Origin of the sequence: Streptomyces eurythermus, assembly GCF_014649115.1 — a bacterium.
GTDB lineage: Bacteria > Actinomycetota > Actinomycetes > Streptomycetales > Streptomycetaceae > Streptomyces > Streptomyces eurythermus.
In genome coordinates, this window is the sequence record NZ_BMSK01000003.1 from 145,171 (window position 1) to 164,790 (window position 19,620).

The following is a 19,620-nucleotide window of genomic DNA, read 5'->3' on the forward strand; positions in this document are numbered from 1 at the left end:
TTTTCGGTTCGGTGTCCCGGTCAAGAGTGCGCACAATGGGTGCATGGACCCCATCAGCCCCCTGGAACAGGCGTTGCACGCGGCCCGCGCCCTGGTGCTCGCGGACCTGGTCGCGCGCGAGGTCGCCGAGGCCGACGTGGTCTCGCTGGTGGAGGAGTCCATCGCCCAGCGCCGCTGGTGGGTCGAGCAGTGGCCGGACGGCGCCGCCTTCGTCGCCGGGCTGGTCGCCCAGGACGTGCAGGACGCCCTGCTGGAGCGGTACGGCCGCTGGCCGCTGTGCCCGGTGTGCGGCTCCGGCGACCCGCACGCCCTGGACGTGGAACCGGAACTGGGCCCCGACCCGCACTGGGTGTGCCACAAGGCGGGCGTGAAGGTCGCGGCGGTGGGATCGCTGGGCGCGGCCACCGGGGGAACGGTCTCGTCGTGACCCTGTACGTCGACCCGCCCGCCTGGCCCGGGCACGGCCGCCTGTGGTCCCACCTGGTCAGCGACGCCTCGTACGACGAACTGCACGCCTTCGCCGCCCGGTTGGGCCTGCCCCGGCGGGCCTTCGACGGCGACCACTACGACCTCCCGGAGCGCCGGTACGCGGACGCGGTGGCGGCGGGGGCGGTGGAGGTCAGCAGCCGGGAAGTGGTCCGGCTGCTGCGGGAGTCGGGGCTGCGCCGGCCCAAGGGGCTGCGGGCGCGGGGCGGCTAGATCCGGGGGCGGCGTCAGGAGCGGCGCAGATACAGCCCGAGTCCGGTTTCCATGCCGTGCTCGTCGTGGGCCGTCCGTTCCTCCTCCACGGTCGCCCGGACGAAGCCCGCGCGGGCCGCGACCCGCTGCGAGGCGGTGTTGCCGTGCTCGATGGTCAGCAGTACCAGGTCGACGTCCTCGCGGGCCAGCGCCCACTCGGTCAGCGCGCGCAGCGCCTCGGTCGCGTAGCCCTGGCCGCGGGCCTCCTCCACGAGGTCGTAGCCGATCTCCACCCGGCCCTCCTCGTCGGGGGCGCCGTGGAAGCCGATGCCGCCGAGGGCGCGGCCGTCCTCGTTCCGGACGACGGCGAAGACCCCGAACTCCGGCCGGTGCACGCCCGCTTGGTACGCCTTCACCAGAATGCCGGCGGCCTGCTGGGTGCCGGTGTACGGCTCGCCGCCGAGCCAGTCGAAGCCGCCGTCGCCGCCGAGGCGCAGATCGTGGGCGACGGCCGGGCGGAGGCCGGTGAGGGTGCACCGCTCGGTGGGTATGACCAGGTTGTTGCGCCAGCGCCACTCGGTGACCGGGGCGCGGCCGGGCAGTTCGCCGCGGCCGGTGGCCCACAGCAGGGTCGGCCAGGGCTCGGGGCCCGGCTGGACGTGCGGGAAGATCCAGGTCAGGAGGGACTCGGCGAGGTCCGCGGAGGGCTCGTAGGGCAGGCCGAGGCCCTGGGCCATGTCATGGGTGTGCAGCAGCACCTCGGCGACGCCCATCGCCGCGAAGCCCGCGCGGTCGGCGCTGCCGTACGGGTAGGGGTGGTAGGCGCGCACCCCGGGCGGGGCGGTGTCGACGGCCGCCGCCAGCAGGCCGCCGGTCGCGTTGATGACCTGGAGCAGGTCCGCGTTGCCCGCACCCTTGTCGGGGGTCAGCTCGAAGGGGACGTAGTCGTCCTGGGCGCGTGCGACGAGGTTGGAGGCGTAGGCCACCAGGTCGTCGGCGATGTGCACGGCCGTGGCGCGGCAGTCCCACTCCAGCCTCCCGGCCGTGACGGCCGTCCAGTCGCGGTCCACCGCCGGGCGCAGGGCCGCGAGGCAGCCCGCGACGGCCTCGGTCACGTCATCGCCGTTCATCGATCGCATGGGCGCACCCTAGGCGGCCCGCTTCCCTCAGGTCGACAGCATTTCCAGCTCGGAGGAGAGGTTGTAGCGGGCGGTGGCCTCCCAGCGCTCCCGGCCGTAGGGGGTGTGGAACAGGCGGGGCAGGCCGAGGAGTTGGCGAAGAACAGCCGAACGCCCGTCCCTGAAGGCGTCGTTGGGCACGAAGTGGTACTCCTCGTGGATCCCGGCGGTGTAGACGGCGTACGCGGACGGGGGCGCGGCCAGAATCGCGAGGTCGGCGTCGCACAGCACCTGGCCGTCGGCGTCGTCGGGGGCCGGGTCGTGGCCGACGGTGAGCCGGACCAGCCGGGCCACCTCGGCCGTCTTCGCGTCCGGAAGGCCGGCCTCCGGCAGGGCGCGCTCGGCCAGCCGCGCGGACCGCTCCTCGTTCTCGGACCGCTCCGGGAGGTAGACGGCGTCGTGGAACCAGGCGGCCAGCCGGACCACGTCCGGGTCGGCCGCGTACCGCTCGAGGGTGTCGACGTGGTCGAGTACGGCGGTGAGGTGCGCCACGGTGTGGTAGTGGCGCTGCGGCTCCTGCCAGCGGGCGAGCAGGTTGTCGGCGTACGGGGCGGGGTCGGGGCCGCCGCCGGGGGCGCGGGCGGCCTCCAGGGCGCGGGTGAAGCGGAGTCGCAGGGCGTCGAGGTCGGCCATGCCCCCATTCTTCCGCGCCGGTCGTGGAACGCCGCCTCCCGCCTGCCCGCCGCCTCCCGCGTGCCGGTGGTCCGCCGGCCGTCCCGTTCGTGCGGCTGGCCCCCGTTCGTACGGCTGGCCCCCGTTCGTACGGCTGGCGCCGGGGGACGGGCATACTCTTGAATTGGACTAGACCTGTAGTCGCCCGACGAATGCCGATGAATGGGGTGCCATGAGCAAGCGTGCAGTCCTGGAGGTGATCGCCCTCGACCTCGAGGACGCGGTCGCCGCCCAGGCCGGAGGCGCGGACCGGCTGGAGCTGGTCACCGAGATGGCGGCCGACGGGCTCACCCCCGCGCCCGCCACCGTCGCCGCGATCCGCGCCGCCGTCGACATCGACCTGCGCGTGATGCTCCGCATCGCGGGCGGCTTCGCGGCCGGCGACCTGGACCGGCTGGTCGGCCTGGCCGGCGAGCTGCGGGAGGCCGGCGCCGACCAGTTCGTGCTCGGGTTCCTCGCCGAGGACGGCGGCGCCGACGTGGCCGCAGTGGAGCGGGTCGTCGACGCGCTTGACGGCTGCCCGTGGACCTTCCACCGGGCGATCGACCGGGCCGCCGACCGGGACGCCCTGCGCAAGCAGCTCGCCGACCTGCCCGGCCTGGACACCTACCTCACCGCGGGCGCCGCCTCCGGCGTGGACGACGGCCTGCCCACGCTGCTCGCCGAGGCGGCGCAGGGCGGCGGCCCGGGCTACGAGCAGCAGATCATGGTCGGCGGCGGGCTGCGCCTCGACCATGTGGCCCGGCTCCGCGAGGGCGGGATCGACGCGTTCCACATCGGCGGCGCGGCCCGCCCCGCCGGCTGGCGGGGGCCGGTCTCGGCGGAGGTGGTCGCCCAGTGGCGTACCGCGCTGGACGGGGACGACGACAGGGCCTAGTCCCGCACCGCGCCGGACGGGGACGACGCCGGCTGCTTCCGCACCGGGTGCAGGCACAGCGGGGTCGTGCCGTTCGCGCTGTACTGGAGGTAGGCGTAGTAGTCGCCGTCCGCGCAGTACCCGTTGTGCTGCTCGGTGACCAGGTACTGGGCGTCCGGCGAGTCGCAGGGCACGTTCCTGAGGTCCTGGTGGGGCCACTCGCGGTCGTTGTGCGCGCACGCCCCGACCGAGAGCGGCTCGGTGTTCTTCCGGGGCTGGAAGCGCACCCGGGACGGCTCGTCGGAGCCGCCGGCCGCGAGCAGGACGGGCACGGCGATCACCAGCGCGGCCAGGACGGCGAGCGGGAGCAGCACGGCCGGCCGCCGCAGCAGCGGTCGGCCGGGGTCCAGCGGCGGGCGCCAGGCGGCCGTGGCCGGTGCCGGCAGCTTCCGGATCCGGGCCAGCGCACCGAGGTTGAGCAGCAGGGTGGCCGGCGTGATCAACACCGACAGCGGCCCCCACCAGCCCCGTACCAGGGTGTCCCGCTGCATCCGGCGGAACACGGCCAGCGCGCAGGTGCGGCACAGCGTGTCCCGCCGCCGCAGCAGCCGCATCATCACCACCATGCCCTGGTGCCCGCGCACCGTCACCGGCGCGGCGGGCATCGCCCCGCACACCTCGCACGCCGTCCCGGGGACGGGCGGGTACGGCGCCCCGGGCTGCTGGTACGGGTACGCGGGATACGGGGAGTGGGGGTACGGCGTGCTCAACGGGGGCCTCTCCAGGGGGACATGCCGGAACGGATCAGCACCCTACGCGTTCCGCTCGGCGAGCTGCGGGGGGAGCGGTGCCGCGTGCGTCACGATCAGGCCCGACACCGCCCGGGTCAGCGCCACGTACAGCCGCCGCAGCCCGGTGCGCTCGTCCGGCTCGCCGTCCACCACGGCCCGCGGCTCGTCCAGCACCACGTAGTCGTACTCCAGGCCCTTGGCGAGCGAGGCCGGGACCAGGGTCAGCCGGGTCTCGCGGGTGGTCTCCTCACCGGGCGCGAGATAGGAGATGCCGGCGGCCGTCAGGGCCTCGGCCAGCTCCGGGATCCGGGCGTCGGCGGCGATCAGACCCGTCGAGCCCTCGTTGCGCAGCAGCAGCGCGCAGGCATCGACCACATCGGCCGCCCCGGTCGCCGTACGCACCTCGAAGAAGCCGGGGTTCTCCCGGACCGAGGCGACCGGGGTGAGCCCGGGCGCGATGTGCGGCAGCAGCCGGGAGGCGTACGCGATGACGTCCGTCGGCACGCGGAAACCGGCCGTCAGCTCCTCCACCGCACCCTCCGGCTTGCCCAGGTGCGCGAGCGCCTCCGCCCAACTGCGGGTCGCCCACGGGGTCGTGCCCTGCGCCAGGTCGCCCAGCACGGTGGCACTGCCGGTGGTGCAGCGGCGGCCGACGGCCCGGTACTGCATGGGGGACAGGTCCTGCGCCTCGTCCAGCACCACGTGCCCCAGCGAGTGCGTGCGCTGGATCAGATCGGCCGCCTCGTCGATCAGCACGGCGTCCGCCGCCGACCACTTGGCCGACTTCACGCTGCGGGCCGGCCTGGTCCACAGGATCGTCTTCTGCTCGTCCTCGTCCAGGATCCCCGCGGCGTGCTCGGCGAGGAACTCCGCGTCCGACAGCAGCCGCAGCACCAGCTTCGCCGGGTCCACGGCCGGCCAGATCGCCTTCACGGCCGCCTTCACCGCGCTGTTGCGGGCCACCGCGTCCTGCACCCGGTCGTCCGGGGCCTCCCCGGCCTGCTCCATCCGCACCAGCACCGCGTGCGCGATGCGCTGCGGCAGCGCCTCCCGGGCCGCGCCGTAACGGATGTCCCGGGCGAGCAACTCGGCGGTGATCTCCTCCAGTTCGTACGCCGGGATCCGCCAGCGCCGGGAGCCGCGCACGACCACGACCGGCTCGGTGGGAGGGGTCACGTGCGCGTACAGGGCCCGCCGGAGCACCTCGGCCATCCGGGCGTCGCCCTTGACGATCGCCGCGGCGGCCTCGTCCGTGCCGCGCACCTCCACATGGGCTACCAGGTCGTCCACCGTCGCCTGCCGCACGGTCAGCTCGCCCAGCGCGGGCAGCACCTGCTCGATGTAGTGCAGGAAGGACCGGTTCGGCCCGATGACCAGGGTGCCGGTGCGGGCCAGCCGCTCCCGGTGGGCGTACAGCAGATACGCGACCCGGTGCAGGCCGACGGCGGTCTTCCCGGTGCCCGGACCACCCTGCACACAGACCGTCCCGGACAGACCGGACCGGACGATCTCGTCCTGCTCCGGCTGGATGGTGGCGACGATGTCCCGCATGGGGCCCACGCGCGGCCGTTCGATCTCCTGCTGGAGCAGCTTGCTGGTGGCGGCGGCCTCCGCCGGGTCGGACAGGTGCTCGTCCTCGTACGCGGTCAGGTCGCCGCCGGTGTAGCCGAAGCGCCGGCGCAGCCCGACGTCCATGGGGTTCTTCTTCGACGCCCGGTAGAACGGCTGCGACACCGGTGCGCGCCAGTCGATGACCATGGGGTCGCCGTCGGCGTCGTGCACATGCCGCCGCCCGATGTAGAACCGCTCGCCCCCGGCGCCCTCGGCCTGCTCGGCGCCCGGCGCGTGCAGGTAGTCCAGGCGGCCGAAGAACAGGGGGGTGTCGCTGAGGTCGGCCAGCGCCTTGATGCGCTCGTCGATCTGGCGGGTGAGGACCTCGGCGTTGACCCAGTTCGCGGTGACGTCGCGGATGTCGAGTGCCTCGACGTCCTCGCGCATGGCGCGCAGGGCGGCACGGGAGGCGGCGAGGTGGGCGCGCTCCCGGGCCAGGGGGTCGTCGAGCGGGTCGTGGGCGGGCGTGGACAAGGGGGTGCCTCCGGTGGGCCTGCTGCATGGGCTACGACGATGCCGCCCGGTTTCCGGCCGGACGGCGGCACTCCGTGGGGGAGGCGGCAAGGGCGGAGATCTTAGGCGGGGCGCCGGGAAACGTCCAACGAATTTCCGGGCCCGGCCGTTCGTGGTCCGTGCGCGGGCCGTTCGTGGTCCGTGCGCCGGCCGTTCGTGGTCCGTGCGCCGGGCGTTCTCCGCGTGGTTCGCTCGGCCGTTTCCCGGGGTCTCCCGCTGCTCCCGCGTCCCCGGCCTGCCCGTCCCCTAGGGGATACGGGCCGCTCGGTCTCAGGGGTGGCCTCCACCCGGGGGCCTACGCGGGGCGGCCGGAAACTGGACCCGGGGGCCGATGTGCCGGAGGTGCCCGGCGATCCACCATGGGGACATGAGCGCAGTGACCCTCACTCCCGCCCCCTTCCGGCCGCCGTCCGGCGCCACCGTCCTGGACGGCACCCGCCACCACCCGCTGGGCGACGCCCTGCGCGCCGTCAAGGTGTTCGCCGAGGCCGCGTTCAGCGTCGTCATCCTCGGCGAGTACGGCGAGTACGGCGAGGAAGCGGGCATACGCCGCAGATGACGACATAGGGTCGGCTCCGTGCGGAAACGGACGGCCCCGGCCCTGATCCTGCTCGCCCTCTCCCTCGCCGCCTTCGGCACGCTCTGCGCCCTGCGCGGCGCGCCCATGGCCGACCTCCTCGTCTACCGCGCCGAGGGCGCCGCCGTGGCCCACGGCACCGACCTGTACGGCTTCACCGTCACCGAGTGGCGGCTCCCCGCGACCTACCCGCCCTTCGCCGCGATCCTGTTCGTCCCGGCGGCCTGGCTCCCCGTTCCCGTCCTGAAGACGGCGTTCCTCGCGGCCAACGTGCTCCTGCTCGCCGTCCTCGTCGTCCTGTCCGCCCGCCTGGCCCGGCGCACCCCGGCCCCGCCGGTGGTCTGCGCCGCCACCGCCCTCGCCCTCTGGCTCGAACCGGTCTTCCAGACCCTGCTGTTCGGCCAGGTCAACCTGGCCGTCGCCTGCCTGACCCTGTGGGACCTGACCCGCCCCCCGGGCGCCCGGTGGGCGGGAGCGGCCCTGGGGATCGCGGCCGGGATCAAACTCACCCCGGCCGTGTTCGTGGCCTGGCTGCTGCTGCGCGGCCGGACACGGGAGGCGGCGACCGCGCTCGCGGCCTTCGCGGGGACGGTCGCGTGCGGCGCCGTGCTGCTGCCCTCGGCGAGCGTCTCCTTCTGGACCCGGCGGCTGTGGGAGACCGGCCGGGTCGGCAAGGTCTGGATCGTGGACAACCAGTCCCTCCAGGGGCTGATCGCGCGGATGCTCGGCGATCCCGCGCCGGGCCTCGGCTGGGTGCTGCCGGCGCTGGCCACCGGTGCCGTCGGCCTGTGGCTCGCGGCCCGCGCCCGGCAGGAGCGGCACGGCATCCTGCTCACCGCGTGCACGGCCCTGCTGGTCTGCCCGATCAGCTGGTCCCACCACTGGGTGTGGTGCGTGCCGCTGCTCGCGGTGCTGCTGGGCGACGGCCACCGGTGGGCGGCGGCCGTCACGGCGGCGGTCTTCACCGCCCGCACGCTGTGGCTCGTCCCGCACGCCGGCGACCGGGACCTGCACCTGCCGTGGTGGCAGCAGCCGGCGGCGTCCCCGTACCCGCTGCTGGTGCTCGTCCTGCTGGCGGGGGCGGCGGTCCGCCGCCCGGAGCGTCAGGCCGCGCCCTCCGCCAGGATCTCGTCGGCGTCCACGATCCGGTAGGCGTAGCCCTGCTCGGCCAGGAACCGCTGCCGGTGCGCGGCGAAGTCCTGGTCGATGGTGTCGCGGGCGACCACCGAGTAGAAGTGCGCCTGGTGGCCGTCGGCCTTGGGGCGCAGCACCCGGCCGAGCCGCTGGGCCTCCTCCTGGCGGGAGCCGAAGGTGCCGGACACCTGGATGGCGACCGTGGCCTCGGGCAGGTCGATGGAGAAGTTCGCGACCTTCGACACCACCAGCACGCTGATCTCGCCCTCACGGAAGGCGTCGAAGAGCTTCTCGCGCTGGGCGTTGGAGGTCTCCCCCTTGATGACAGGAGCGTTCAGATGCTCACCCAGCTCGTCCAGCTGGTCGATGTACTGGCCGATGACCAGGACCTGCTGCCCCGCGAACCGGCGGACGATCGCCTCGGTGACCTTCCGCTTGGTCGCGGTGGTCGCGCAGAAGCGGTACTTCTCCTCCGCCTCGGCCGTCGCGTACGCCAGCCGCTCGGAGTCGGTCAGGTTCACCCGGACCTCGACACAGTCGGCGGGCGCGATATAGCCCTGCGCCTCGATCTCCTTCCACGGCGCGTCGAACCGCTTGGGCCCGATGAGGGAGAACACGTCCGACTCCCGGCCGTCCTCGCGCACCAGGGTGGCCGTGAGCCCCAGCCGGCGGCGCGCCTGGAGGTCGGCGGTGAACTTGAAGACGGGCGCGGGCAGCAGATGCACCTCGTCGTAGACGATCAGCCCCCAGTCCCGGGAGTCGAACAGCTCCAGGTGCGGGTAGACGCCCTTCCGCTTGGTCGTCAGCACCTGGTAGGTGGCGATGGTGACCGGCCGGATCTCCTTCTTGGTGCCGCTGTACTCGCCGATCTCGTCCTCGGTCAGCGAGGTCCGCTTCACCAGCTCGTGCTTCCACTGCCGGGCGGAGACGGTGTTGGTGACGAGGATCAGCGTGGTCGACTTCGCCTGGGCCATGGACCCGGCGCCGACCAGCGTCTTCCCGGCGCCGCAAGGAAGGACGACCACACCGCTGCCGCCGTGCCAGAAGTTCTCCACGGCCTGCTTCTGGTAGGGGCGCAGCGCCCAGCCGTCCTCCAGCAGCTCGATGGGGTGCGCCTCGCCGTCGACGTAGCCGGCGAGGTCCTCGGCCGGCCAGCCCAGCTTCAGCAGCGTCTGCTTGATCTGCCCGCGCTCGGAGGGGTGCACGACGACCGTGTCCGGGTCGATCCGGGCGCCGACCAGCGGGGCGATCCGCTTGGACTTCAGCACCTCCTCCAGCACCGGCCGGTCGGTGGTGGTCAGCACGAGGCCGTGCGCGGGGTGCTTGCTGAGGGTGAGCCGGCCGTAGCGGTCCATCGTCTCGGCGATGTCCACGAGCAGCGCGTGCGGCACGGGATAGCGGCTGTACTGCACCAGGGCGTCCACGACCTGCTCGGCGTCGTGCCCGGCGGCGCGCGCGTTCCACAGGCCGAGCGGGGTGACCCGGTAGGTGTGGATGTGCTCGGGCGCCCGCTCCAGCTCGGCGAAGGGCGCGATGGCCCGCCGGCAGTCGTCGGCCCGTTCGTGGTCGACTTCCAGCAGCAGGGTCTTGTCGGACTGGACGATCAGTGGACCATTCACGCGCGGCACACCCTTTCCACAACGGCCAAACGTCCAGTGTGCCTCATCGAGCGGGTTTGTCCCGAGGCCGTGCGCTATGCAACCTCGTCCCGCCCCCGTGGGTCTACGCCTGCGGCGGGGGCCGAGGGGAGGGCGTGGAATGGCAGCGGTCAGATGGGCGACCGGCGCGGGGGCCGTGGTGGTGCTGGTGGGCAGCGGTGTCTGGGCCATGCGGCCGGGGCAGGTCGATGCCCGGCTGTGGGAGGAGGTCCGGCCGGTGATCGAGGCCCGGCTGGCGGCGGAGCAGCGGGGCACCGGGTACGGCGAGGAGGTGCCCGCGCTGGACGCGCACTGGTTCTGCCGGGCCGAGCCGGTCGGCCTGGAGCGGCACGGGGACGAGGTCCGGGCGGGCGTCGACACGCTGTGCGTCGAGTACGGGGTGCGCGACGGCGGCCTGGTGGAGTGCGGCGGCGGACGGGTCCCGCAGGTGCTGCGGCTGGCGCGGGCCGCCGACGGCCGCTACCGGGTGGTCTCCCGCGAGCAGGCTCCCGACGGCGCGGGCCACGCGGACTGGACCGAGTCCCACTTCGGCCGCCGCACGCTCGCCCTGCGCGACCAGATCTCCTCCGCCCCCCTGGAGAACGCGGCCCGCACCCGCTACGGCCTGCGCGAGGACACTCCGGTCGGGGACTGCTGAGGGGGCGGGACGGGGGCTGCCGGGGGCCGCGGGGTCGGCCGTACGGGGCGGGAGCGGTGCCCGGCCGGGGCTCGTGGGGTCGGCGCGCCGACCGGGCCTGCGGGGCGCGGCTGCCAGGTGTGGAGCGTGCGGCGGGGCTGCCCGGGTCGGTGGGTGTGGCGGGGGTGCCGGGTTCGGCGTCCGGGAAGGGGCTGCCGGGCCGAGTGGGTCGGTCCCGGACTGCCGGGCCGGGTGCGCCGGTCCCGGGCCGCCGGGGCGGACGCGTCGGCGGCCCGGGACCTGGGCGGCGGGGCGTCGACGGTGGCGGCTCAGTCCTCCGCCAGTTCGGCCACTCCCGTGATCCGGTGCAGGGGGTACGTCCGGATCTCGTCCGCCGTGTGGTCGTACGCCGTGACGAAGCCGCCCTCCACCCGGACCGGCGAGATGACCCGCTGGCTGGCGGCGCCCTCGGCGTTGACGTAGCCGATCCACAGGGAGTCGCCGGTCAGGACGGCGGCCTGCACGGTGGCCAGGGTCTCGGCGGAGGAGGTGCGGGGCAGCTCGCCGCCCGCCAGGGGCTCGCCGACGGGCTTGCGCGGGGTGGTGGCGGCCAGATCACCGGCCCGGATCGCGCGGATCGCCGCCGTGAGCAGCGTGGCGTCGGGCGCCGGCGGCCCGTCCGGCACCGGTTCGGGCGCGGCGCGCGGCGGGGTCCGGTGCGCGTGGGCGCGGGCGATCAGCACATCGCCCTCGGCGGACTCGGCGGCGGGCGCGTAGCCCATCGCGCGCAGCCCCTCCAGCAGCGTCGCCGGGTCGGTCGGCGCGGCCAGCACGGTCGGGGCGAGGCGGCGCAGCCGCAGGGCGGCGGCGCGCTTGTCGGCGAGGATCTCGTTCAGCAGGGCGTCGTCGTCGCAGCGGACGTACGCCGAGGCGGCACCGACCCGCAGATGGCCGTGCCTGCGGGCCACGTCGTCGATCAGATAGGCGAGCGGCTGCGGCACGGGGGTGCGGGAGTGCTCGGTGAGGAAGGCGTGCAGGTCGGCGGCGGTCCGGCCGGCGTCCAGGGCCCGGCGGACGGACGCCGGGGTGAACCGGTACACGGTCGCCCCGCCCTTGGACTCCACGTCCGCGAGCACGCCCAGCGTGTCCGCGAGCGGGCGCCGCAGCGGGCCGGGGGCGACCGCCGTCAGGTCGGCCTGGAGCAGCACATGGTCCAGGGGTTCGGGCAGCAACGGCGCGAGCAGCCGCGCCGCCTCGGCCCCCGCGACGGCCTGCTCGGGCCCGGACAGCGGCACGAGCCGGTCGGGGACCCGGTGGCGATGCACGGGCAGCTTGTCCCCGGCACCGCCGGCGGCGCGGTGACCGGAGGCATCGGAGGCGGAGTGACCGGAGGCTCCGGCCCCGGTGGTGTCGGCCTGCGTGGCTTCGGCACCGTGTCCGCCGGCGGTGGAAGACCCCGGTCCCGGTGCCTCGGCCGCCGAGGAGCCGGAGCGGGCCGCGGGGGGAGCCCCCAGCAGCGCGCGCCCGTGGGCGGAGAGGGCGCCCCGGCCGGTCAGGCCCAGCAGTTCCGCCTCCGACAGGGTCCAGCGGGCCAGCCGGGACCGCAGGTCCTCCTCGCCGTCCCGCCGGCCCTCCTCACCGTCCCGCCGGCCGCCCCGCAGCGGACGTTCCCAGCGCAGCCGGGCCAGCACCGACTCGGCGTCCGGTGCGGCACCCGCCCCCAGCCCGGCCAGCAGGGACAGCACCCGGTGCCGTACCTCGGGCGCGGCGGACCGGTCGAGCCCCGGGCCGAGCGCCGACAGCGTCCGGTCCTTGGCGTCCCGGCCGCCGACCAGCCCCGGGGTCCGGGTGGCCGCCAGCCACGCCTGGGCGAGCCGGACCCAGCGCTCGGCCGGCGGCTGCTCCAGCCACTCGTCGTAGGCGGGGGTGGCCGCGTACCGCTCGTCGGCCTCGCCGTCGGAGGCGATCAGCCCGGCCGCGTACGCCAGTTCCACCCAGAAGGCGGCGACCGGCTCGGAGACGTCCAGGGCCACGGCCGTCCGCTTCAGGTCACGGACGCTCAGCCCGCCCGCCCGCAGCACGGCCGGGCCGCCCTCGTCCCACTCCTTCAGCAGCTCCTCCACCGTGGCCAGCGCGGTGTACGCCTGCCCGGCCGCGGTGGCGTCCACGACCTGCGGGCTGTGCGACGCGGCCGGTACCACGGCGGGCGGCAGCGGCTCGGTGGCCCGGTGGGCGCGGCCGGCGCGCAGATGCAGCGCGACCTCGCGGGGCAGCACGACCGTGCCGGGCGCGGTCGGCAGCAGCAGACCACGGTCCAGCAGCCAGCGCAGATGCGCCGCCGGATCCGCGGTGACCTGCCCGTACGGCGGCCCCCACACCAGCCGGGACAGCACCTCGCGGGCGGCCTCCGGGGCCTGCGCGAGCAGCCGGGCCAGCTTCTTGCGGTGGGTGAACAGGGCGGTCAGCGCGGCCACGGCGGACACCGAGTCGTGCGTCGACGGCAGCCCGGCGGTCGTCACGATCTCCTGGATCCGCCCCGGCGACATGCCCGAGGTGGCCTCCTGCACGGTCGGCCCGAGCCCGGTCGGGGACGGGTGCTGCGGCGAGGGGGCCAGCACCTCGCGGGCGGTCCGCACCAGCCGCAGCCGGTCGTCCCCGCCCCACACCAGCGCCTGTTCGCGCAGGGCGTGAAGGGCCCGCGGCAGCGCGCCGGCCACGGCCTCGTCGCCCGCGTCCCCGGTCATCAGCCCGAGCAGGGTGTCGTACGACGCCGGGTCCGGGGCGACGGCCAGCGCCTCGGCGGTCTGGAGCGCGAACCGGTCCAGCCGCTCCAGGGCGCGCAGCACCGACGCACGGGTGCCGGCCCGCGTGGCGAGCTGGGTGAGATCGGTGGGCACGGGGGTGACGAGGTCCGGGCGGCTGCGTAGCAGCGCGGCGAGGGAGGAGTCGTCCCGCGCGCGCAGTGCCTCCGCGAGGGACCGAGGGGCTGAGTGGGCCTCGGGGCTCATCCGGTCAACGTTAGCGGACAACCATATGCCGAGGGCATCCACCGGGAAGCGGTACCGTCCCTCCCGGGGTTTCAAGTCGGCGCACCCCGGAGGGGTTCCGTGGGGATCGAGAGCGATCAGGTCGTCTACGAGTATCTGAGCCGCGTCGGTGACATCGCCCAGCAGCGGCAGCTGCCGTCGGCGACACGCATGCGGCTGGTGTCGGAGCTGCGCAACGAGATCGACCGGCACCGGGCGAAGGCGACGGTGGACTCGCCGGCCGCCGTCCGCCGCATCCTGGACCGCCTGGGCAGCCCGGACGAGGTGGTCACGGCGGCGGACACGGCCGGCGGTGCCCCGCAGCCGCCCGCCACCGCCGTACCGGCCCAGCCCTCCGCCGAGGAGCAGGCGCCTCGGCGGGAGCGGCCCAGGGGGCTGCGCCGGGCCGTACCGCGCCCGCGCCCCGCCGAGCCCGAGCCGCCCGCCGCGGCACCGGCCGGGCCGGCCCCGCCGCACCTCGCCCCCGCGCACGAACTCGGCGACGGCTCGGCACCGCCCGACTGGTGGCGGGTACGCGGTCCGGTGGCGGACGCCGACCCGGTGCCGGGGTTCGTCGGCGGGGTGGAGATCCCGGAGCTGCTCAAACGCCCCCCGCGGGAGGCCGGACCGGGCACCGCCGAGACCGGGGCCGTGCCGGGACCCAAGGCCCCCTCGGGGACCGAGGCCACGCCGGAGGCCGAGCCGGCGCCCGCTCCGCGCCGCCGGCTGCGCGGACTGCTGCCGGCCCGCGGCAAGGCGGCCCCGGCCGAGGCTGCCGGGGCGGCCGCCCGTGGGCCGCTGTCCGGCTGGTCCAACCCCCTTCTGCTGCTGGCCGCCGCCGCGCTGGTCGCCGGCGCCGTCCTCGGCAACTGGTTCGCCCTGCTCCTCGGCTGGGCCATCGCCTACGGCTCCCGGCGGCTGACCCCCGCGGAGACCAAGTGGGCCGTGATGATCCTGCCCGGCGCGGCGGTCGCGGCCGGTCTGCTCTGGCTGTGGGGCCGCACCGACGGCCGCTGGGGCACCCCGATTCCGCAGGGCCACATGAGCGACGCGATCGGCGACACCTGGCCGTGGGTGGTCCGGGGCGCGGCGGTGGCCTCGGCGCTGTACCTGGTGTGGCGCTCACAGCGGAAGGGGTAGCGCAGGGGAGGCGGTGACGGGGCCGCGACGTCCTCCCGTCCGCACCCGGCAGAATGTCCCCCATGGCCTCCACCCTGACCGTCGGTTTCGACCTGGACATGACCCTCATCGACTCCCGCCCGGGCATCCGCGCCTGTTACCGCGCCCTGGCGGAGCGAACCGGCACGTTCATCGACGCCGATCTGGCGGTGACCCGGCTCGGTCCGCCGCTCGTGGAGGAGCTGGCCCACTGGTTCCCGCCGGAGCGGGTGCCCGAGATGGCCGAGATGTACCGGGCGATGTACCCCTCCATAGCCATCGCCGCGTCGCCCGCGATGCCCGGCGCCCGGGAGGCGGTGGACGCGGTGCGCGCGGCCGGCGGGCGGACGATGGTGGTGACCGCGAAGTACGAGCCGAACGCCAAGCTGCACCTGTCCCACCTCGGCATCGAGCCGGACGTGGTCGTCGGCGACCTGTGGGCCGAGCAGAAGGCGGAGGCACTGCGCGAGTACGGCGCGTCCGTGTACGTCGGCGACCACGTCGGAGACGTCCGCGGGGCCCGCGCCGCGGGTGCGTTCTCGGTCGCCGTCGCGACCGGACCGTGCCCGGCCGAGGAGCTGGGCGCGGCCGGCGCGGACGTCGTCCTGGCCGGTCTGAGCGCCTTCCCGGAATGGCTGGACGGCTATCGCGAGGCGCCCGGGGCGGCCTCCCGCGCCTGACGCCGTCCGGCGGTGACCGAGCGCAGTACACCGGCACCGGCGATGAGGAATCCGACGGCCATGAGCATGCTCAGACCGAACATGTAGGTCGGAAAAGGCTTCGCCCCGAGGAACAGCGGGGCCACCGTGACCAGGGTGGCCACGGCCCCGAGGAAGAAGACGACGGCCCCGGCCCGGATCAGTCGGTCACCGGGCGCGGCGGAATTCGCTTGGGTTTTGTCACGCACCGGACCAGGGTAGTTCCCTGCGCGAGAGAACAACCGGGGAACGTCTTGTCACCCGCCCGAAGACCATTAGCCTTGGTATCGGCGGGTCATGGTCGACCCGCTCTAGTGCTGTCAAGAGCAGTTTCCGAAGTAGTTTTCCCAACGAGTACGAGGACGAGGACAGACGTGCCTACCGGCAAGGTCAAGTGGTTCAACAGCGAGAAGGGCTTCGGCTTTCTCTCCCGCGACGACGGCGGTGACGTCTTCGTCCATTCCTCGGTTCTCCCCGCCGGAGTCGACTCACTCAAGCCGGGACAGCGCGTGGAGTTCGGGGTCGTCGCCGGTCAGCGCGGTGACCAGGCGCTGTCGGTGAACGTGCTCGACCCGACGCCCTCGGTCGCCGCCGCCCAGCGCAAGAAGCCGGACGAGCTGGCGTCGATCGTGCAGGATTTGACGACCCTTCTCGAGAACATCACCCCGATGCTGGAGAAGGGCCGCTACCCGGAGAAGGCCTCCGGCAAGAAGATCGCCGGTCTGCTCCGCGCGGTCGCCGACCAACTGGACGTCTGACCCGGCCCGGACTTCCTCAGGGGAAGTCCAGCGCCCTCGGGCCGAGGGGCGGCAGCAGCCCCTCGGCCGCCGCGCGGGTGAGCAGCCCGCGGACCGCCGCGTAGCCGTCCTCGCCGAGGTCCGCCGTGAACTCGTTGACGTACAGCCCGATGTGCTGGTCGGCGACGGCCGGGTCCATCTCCTGGGCGTGCGCCATGACGTACGGGCGGGAGACCTCCGGGTCGTCCCAGGCCATGCGCACGGACGTACGGATCGATTCGGCCAGCCGGGTGAGCGTCTGCGCGCCCAGCGAGCGCCGGGCGATGATCGCGCCCAGCGGGATCGGCAGCCCGGTGGTCCGCTCCCAGTGCTCGCCCATGTCGGCGAGCTTGTGCAGCCCGTAGTCCTGGTACGTGAACCGGGCCTCGTGGATGACCAGGCCCGCGTCCACCTTGCCGTCCCGCACGGCCGGCATGATCTCGTGGAACGGCATGACCACGATCTCGCCGACCCCGCCGGGCAGGGTGTCCGCGGCCCAGAGCCGGAACAGCAGGTAGGCGGTCGACCTCTCGCTCGGCACCGCGACCGTACGGCCCGTCAGTCCCCCACTGCCGAAAGCGTGGGAGGTGCCCCCAGCCCCCGCCTCCCGGGTGAGCACCAGCGGCCCGCAGCCCCGCCCCAGCGCGCCGCCGCACGGCAGCAGCGCGTACTCGTCGAGGACGTACGGCAGCACGGCGTACGACACCTTCAGCACGTCCAGCTCGCCGCGCTCGGCCATGCCGTTGGTGATGTCGATGTCGGCGAACGTCACGTCCAGCGCGGGCGCGCCGGGCACCCGGCCGTGGGCGAGGGCGTCGAAGACGAAGGTGTCGTTCGGGCAGGGGGAGTACGCGATCGGCAGGGACCGCTGCTCACTGGTGGTCATGTGGGTTCCAACTCTCCAATGCGGGCGCGAGCTTCCCGAAGCCCTCGGTGAGGGCGGCGAGGGCGTCGCCGATGCGCCAGGCGGCGCGGTCCCGGGGCCCCACCGGGTTGGAGACGGCGCGGATCTCCAGCACGGGCACCCCGTGCGCGGCGGCGGCCTCCGCCACCCCGAACCCCTCCATGCCCTCGGCGAGCGCGCCGGGATGCCGGGCCCGCAGGGCGGCGGCGCGGGCGGCGGTGCCGGTCACCGTGGAGACGGTCAGGACGGTGCCGGTACGGGCGCCGAGGGCCTCGGCGGTGACTCGTACGGCTGATTCCGGTGGGTGGTGGGTGACGGTCCCGAAGCCGAGTTCGGTGACCGGCAGGAAGCCGTCGGCGGTCTCGGCGCCCAGATCGGCCGCCGTGATCGCGTCGGCGACGACGAGCGAGCCGACGGGCGCGCCGGGCTGGAAACCGCCGCCGATCCCGGCCGAGACGACCAGGCCGTAGGGCCGGCCGGCCAGCGCGGCGGCGGTCAGCGCGGCGGCGGTGGAGGCGGCGGCGAGCGCCGGTCCGACGCCGGCGGCGAGCAGGTCCCAGCCCGCGCCGGTACGGCACAGGGCCGCGCCCGGCAGCCGTACCTCCTCGGCCGGCGCGGGCAGCGCCTTCGCCACCGCGTCCCGCTCGACGGGGACCGCGGTGGCGACGAGCACGGGAACGGGGGGCGTGGTCAGCCCTCGGCCTTCTTCAGCTCGTCGGCGTTCTTCAGCTTGAAGGACCACATGCCCTTGTTCGCCTTCTGGCCCATCTGGATCGTGAGCGTGTTGGTCTCGCCCTGCGTGCCGTACTGGGCGCTGAAGAACGCGCCGCTCGGGATCGTGCGGTACGTGTTCTTGCTGGGCTCGGTGAACGGACGGCCGTTGACCAGGACGAACCAGCCCTCGTCCGCGATCTTCGGGTCGACGCCGATGCGGACCTGTGCGTCCTGGCCGACCTCGATCGACTTCACGTCGTCGGAGTTCTTGACGCAGTCCTTCAGCGAGTCGGCGGTCAGCTTGTCGCCGTCGTTGTAGCAGAGGGCCTCGGAGTTGACCGAGTTCCCACCGACGGTGATCGTCGCGACGGGGGTCGGCTTGTCACAGGCCGACAGGACGAGCAGTCCGGCGGAAACGGCGCCGGCAACGGCGACGGCGCGGCGGCGTCGCACAGCGGATTGCAGCGTGGTCATGGCCGAAGGCTATCGGGCGCCCCGAGCCGTCCGCCCACGTGGGGTACGGCGTGCCCGGTTCGTTACGCCACGTGCGCCGGCGGCCGGTTCGTCGGGTCGGGCGCGCCGGGCGGCCGGTTCGCGTGCCGGGCGGCCGGTTCGTCAGGTCGCGCGTGCCGGGCAGCCGCCGCCCCGGGCCGAGGCGAGCAGCCCGCGCAGGGTGGTCAGCCAGCCGGCGGCCACGAAGACGGCGCCGACCAGCAGCCCCACCGTGCCGTCCAGCGGCATCACGATGCCGACCGCGCCGCCGAACACCCACGCCATCTGCAACAGCGTCTCCGAGCGGGCGAACGCCGAGGTGCGCACCGCCTCCGGCACGTCCCGCTGGATCAGCGCGTCCAGCGCCAGCTTGCCCAGCGCCTGCGCGCACCCGGCGACCGCCGCGAGACAGGCCACCGGGAACACCCCGAAGAACAGGCCGCCGAGCACCGCCACGCCGAGCACCACCGCGACGACGGTCACGATGATGATCTCCGGGGCGCGGGACCTGAGCCAGGCGCCCACGGCCGTCCCCAGCGCGTTGCCCGCGCCCGCCGCGACGCCCACGATGCCGAGCGAGACCGCCGCGCTCTGCCCGGCCAGCGGGTGCTCGCGCAGCAGGAAGGCCAGGAAGAAGATCAGGAAGCCGGACAGGCAGCGCAAGGAGGCGTTGGCGCCGAGCGCGTAGGTGACGGCGGGCCCGACCGAACGCAGCCCCGGCCGTCTGGCCCGCTCCCCGGGCGGACGCCGGGTGCCGGCCGCGAGCAGCGCCACGTCCTCGCCCTTGGCCGAGTCCACCTTGGGCGGCAGGGAGAACGACAGAAACGTCCCGGCAGCGAAGATCACGAAGGCGCCGTACAGCGGCCAGGGGTCGCCGAGCGCGTGCAGCCCGGCCGCCACCGGCGCGGCGGCCCCGGTGGCCAGCAGCCCGGCGAGGGTGACCCGGGAGTTGGCCTTCACCAGCGAGAACCCCCGTGGCAGCAGTCGCGGCACGACGGCACTGCGGATGACGCCGTACGCCTTGGAGGCCACCAGCACGCCCAGCGCGGCCGGATACAGCTCCAGCGAGCCGCTCGCCACCGCCCCCGAGATGACCAGCGCGAGCAGCGCCCGCGCCAGCATCGCGCCCGCCATCGCGGCCCGCCGCCCGTGCGGCAACCGGTCCAGGAGCGGTCCGATGACGGGGGCGAGCACGGTGAACGGGGCCATGGTGATGGCGAGATACAGCGCGACCCGGCCGCGCGCCTCGTCGGTGGGCACGGAGAAGAACACGGTCGACGCCAGCGCCACGGTGACCATGACGTCCCCGGCGCCGTTCACCGCGTGCAGCTCGATCAGCTTGCCGAGGCCCGACTCGCCCGCGCCGTGCGCGTGCGTGGCCCGGCGGATACCGCGCGCCGTACCGGTGACCGGAAGGTGCAGGGCACGGCCGACCGCGCGGACGGCCCCGCCCACCCGGCCCGAACCGCCGCCCCGACCACTCGCCTTGCCCGTGGCTGCCACGACGTTCATAGTGCCCCGGGAGCGGCCCGGATAGTGCGGTACGGCACGGACGGCGGCGTACGGCG

General features: G+C 74.7%; 20 protein-coding genes. 9 read left to right on the forward strand and 11 right to left on the reverse strand.

Annotated features, from left to right (window positions below; genetic code table 11):
• The first annotated feature begins 43 nt into the window (after window positions 1-43).
• Both IE251_RS06160 and IE251_RS06165 read left to right on the forward strand, forming a co-directional pair.
• Window positions 44-427 carry a DUF8819 family protein gene (locus IE251_RS06160; RefSeq protein ID WP_189751870.1) on the forward strand — a complete coding sequence of 128 codons (384 nt, stop codon included), beginning with the start codon at window positions 44-46 and terminating at the stop codon, window positions 425-427.
• Window positions 424-699, forward strand: a complete 276-nt coding sequence (locus IE251_RS06165; RefSeq protein ID WP_189751871.1) for a DUF4031 domain-containing protein — start codon at window positions 424-426, stop codon at window positions 697-699. The genes IE251_RS06160 and IE251_RS06165 overlap by 4 nt, the downstream gene beginning before the upstream one ends.
• A 14-nt stretch (window positions 700-713) precedes the next feature.
• Here IE251_RS06165 and IE251_RS06170 read toward each other — a convergent pair whose 3' ends face one another.
• Together IE251_RS06170 and IE251_RS06175 are read right to left on the reverse strand one after the other, a co-directional pair.
• Window positions 714-1,817, reverse strand: coding sequence for a GNAT family N-acetyltransferase (locus IE251_RS06170; RefSeq protein WP_229896630.1), 1,104 nt, complete (start codon window positions 1,815-1,817; stop codon window positions 714-716).
• A gap of 27 nt (window positions 1,818-1,844) precedes the next feature.
• Window positions 1,845-2,489 (reverse strand): HD domain-containing protein, encoded by a 645-nt coding sequence (locus IE251_RS06175; RefSeq protein WP_189751872.1) that lies wholly within the window; start codon window positions 2,487-2,489, stop codon window positions 1,845-1,847.
• 211 nt (window positions 2,490-2,700) lie between these two features.
• Here IE251_RS06175 and IE251_RS06180 point away from each other — a divergent pair, with 211 nt between their 5' ends.
• Window positions 2,701-3,405, forward strand: a complete 705-nt coding sequence (locus tag IE251_RS06180) for a copper homeostasis protein CutC (protein ID WP_189751873.1) — start codon at window positions 2,701-2,703, stop codon at window positions 3,403-3,405.
• Here the strand turns inward: IE251_RS06180 and IE251_RS06185 are convergent.
• Together IE251_RS06185 and IE251_RS06190 are read right to left on the reverse strand one after the other, a co-directional pair.
• The gene (locus tag IE251_RS06185) at window positions 3,402-4,154 is read right to left on the reverse strand and encodes an LppU/SCO3897 family protein (RefSeq protein ID WP_229896631.1); all 753 of its coding nucleotides are present in this window, start codon (window positions 4,152-4,154) and stop codon (window positions 3,402-3,404) included. The two genes, IE251_RS06180 and IE251_RS06185, sit on opposite strands and share 4 nt — an antisense overlap.
• 42 nt (window positions 4,155-4,196) lie before the next feature.
• Complete coding sequence (locus IE251_RS06190) at window positions 4,197-6,260, reverse strand: HelD family protein (protein ID WP_189751874.1); 2,064 nt, start codon at window positions 6,258-6,260, stop codon at window positions 4,197-4,199.
• Between the two features lie 406 nt (window positions 6,261-6,666).
• Between IE251_RS06190 and IE251_RS06195 the strand changes: the two genes are divergently transcribed.
• Together IE251_RS06195 and IE251_RS06200 are read left to right on the forward strand one after the other, a co-directional pair.
• On the forward strand, window positions 6,667-6,858 hold the full coding sequence (locus IE251_RS06195; RefSeq protein ID WP_189751875.1) for a hypothetical protein: 192 nt from the start codon (window positions 6,667-6,669) through the stop codon (window positions 6,856-6,858).
• 48 nt (window positions 6,859-6,906) lie between these two features.
• Window positions 6,907-8,028, forward strand: a complete 1,122-nt coding sequence (locus tag IE251_RS06200; protein ID WP_373301976.1) for a glycosyltransferase 87 family protein — start codon at window positions 6,907-6,909, stop codon at window positions 8,026-8,028.
• On the opposite strand, the gene IE251_RS06205 is transcribed toward IE251_RS06200, so the two are convergent.
• Entirely contained in the window at window positions 7,980-9,629 is a 1,650-nt protein-coding gene (locus IE251_RS06205) for a DNA repair helicase XPB (RefSeq protein WP_189751876.1), read from the reverse strand. The two genes, IE251_RS06200 and IE251_RS06205, sit on opposite strands and share 49 nt — an antisense overlap.
• A gap of 139 nt (window positions 9,630-9,768) precedes the next feature.
• Between IE251_RS06205 and IE251_RS06210 the strand changes: the two genes are divergently transcribed.
• Entirely contained in the window at window positions 9,769-10,305 is a 537-nt protein-coding gene (locus IE251_RS06210; RefSeq protein ID WP_189751877.1) for a hypothetical protein, read from the forward strand.
• A gap of 308 nt (window positions 10,306-10,613) precedes the next feature.
• Here the strand turns inward: IE251_RS06210 and IE251_RS06215 are convergent, their stop codons facing one another.
• The gene (locus tag IE251_RS06215) at window positions 10,614-13,292 is read right to left on the reverse strand and encodes a helicase C-terminal domain-containing protein (protein ID WP_189751878.1); all 2,679 of its coding nucleotides are present in this window, start codon (window positions 13,290-13,292) and stop codon (window positions 10,614-10,616) included.
• Between the two features lie 99 nt (window positions 13,293-13,391).
• Here IE251_RS06215 and IE251_RS06220 point away from each other — a divergent pair, with 99 nt between their 5' ends.
• Together IE251_RS06220 and IE251_RS06225 are read left to right on the forward strand one after the other, a co-directional pair.
• Window positions 13,392-14,450 (forward strand): hypothetical protein, encoded by a 1,059-nt coding sequence (locus IE251_RS06220; RefSeq protein WP_189751879.1) that lies wholly within the window; start codon window positions 13,392-13,394, stop codon window positions 14,448-14,450.
• 53 nt (window positions 14,451-14,503) lie between these two features.
• Window positions 14,504-15,148, forward strand: coding sequence for an HAD family hydrolase (locus IE251_RS06225; protein WP_189751880.1), 645 nt, complete (start codon window positions 14,504-14,506; stop codon window positions 15,146-15,148).
• Here IE251_RS06225 and IE251_RS06230 read toward each other — a convergent pair.
• On the reverse strand, window positions 15,112-15,375 hold the full coding sequence (locus IE251_RS06230; protein WP_189751881.1) for a hypothetical protein: 264 nt from the start codon (window positions 15,373-15,375) through the stop codon (window positions 15,112-15,114). The two genes, IE251_RS06225 and IE251_RS06230, sit on opposite strands and share 37 nt — an antisense overlap.
• Window positions 15,376-15,540: 165 nt before the next feature.
• Here IE251_RS06230 and IE251_RS41895 point away from each other — a divergent pair, with 165 nt between their 5' ends.
• On the forward strand, window positions 15,541-15,924 hold the full coding sequence (locus IE251_RS41895; protein ID WP_030779482.1) for a cold-shock protein: 384 nt from the start codon (window positions 15,541-15,543) through the stop codon (window positions 15,922-15,924).
• A 16-nt stretch (window positions 15,925-15,940) separates the two neighbouring features.
• Here the strand turns inward: IE251_RS41895 and IE251_RS06240 are convergent, their stop codons facing one another.
• From IE251_RS06240 to IE251_RS06255, 4 genes are all read right to left on the reverse strand, one after another.
• Entirely contained in the window at window positions 15,941-16,828 is an 888-nt protein-coding gene (locus IE251_RS06240) for a 1,4-dihydroxy-6-naphtoate synthase (RefSeq protein ID WP_189751882.1), read from the reverse strand.
• On the reverse strand, window positions 16,815-17,519 hold the full coding sequence (locus IE251_RS06245; RefSeq protein ID WP_189751883.1) for a futalosine hydrolase: 705 nt from the start codon (window positions 17,517-17,519) through the stop codon (window positions 16,815-16,817). The genes IE251_RS06240 and IE251_RS06245 overlap by 14 nt, the downstream gene beginning before the upstream one ends.
• 17 nt (window positions 17,520-17,536) lie before the next feature.
• Entirely contained in the window at window positions 17,537-18,034 is a 498-nt protein-coding gene (locus tag IE251_RS06250) for a DUF2771 family protein (RefSeq protein WP_030779476.1), read from the reverse strand.
• Window positions 18,035-18,175: 141 nt separating this feature from the next.
• Entirely contained in the window at window positions 18,176-19,564 is a 1,389-nt protein-coding gene (locus IE251_RS06255) for an MFS transporter (RefSeq protein WP_189752163.1), read from the reverse strand.
• Between the last annotated feature and the right edge of the window lie 56 nt (window positions 19,565-19,620).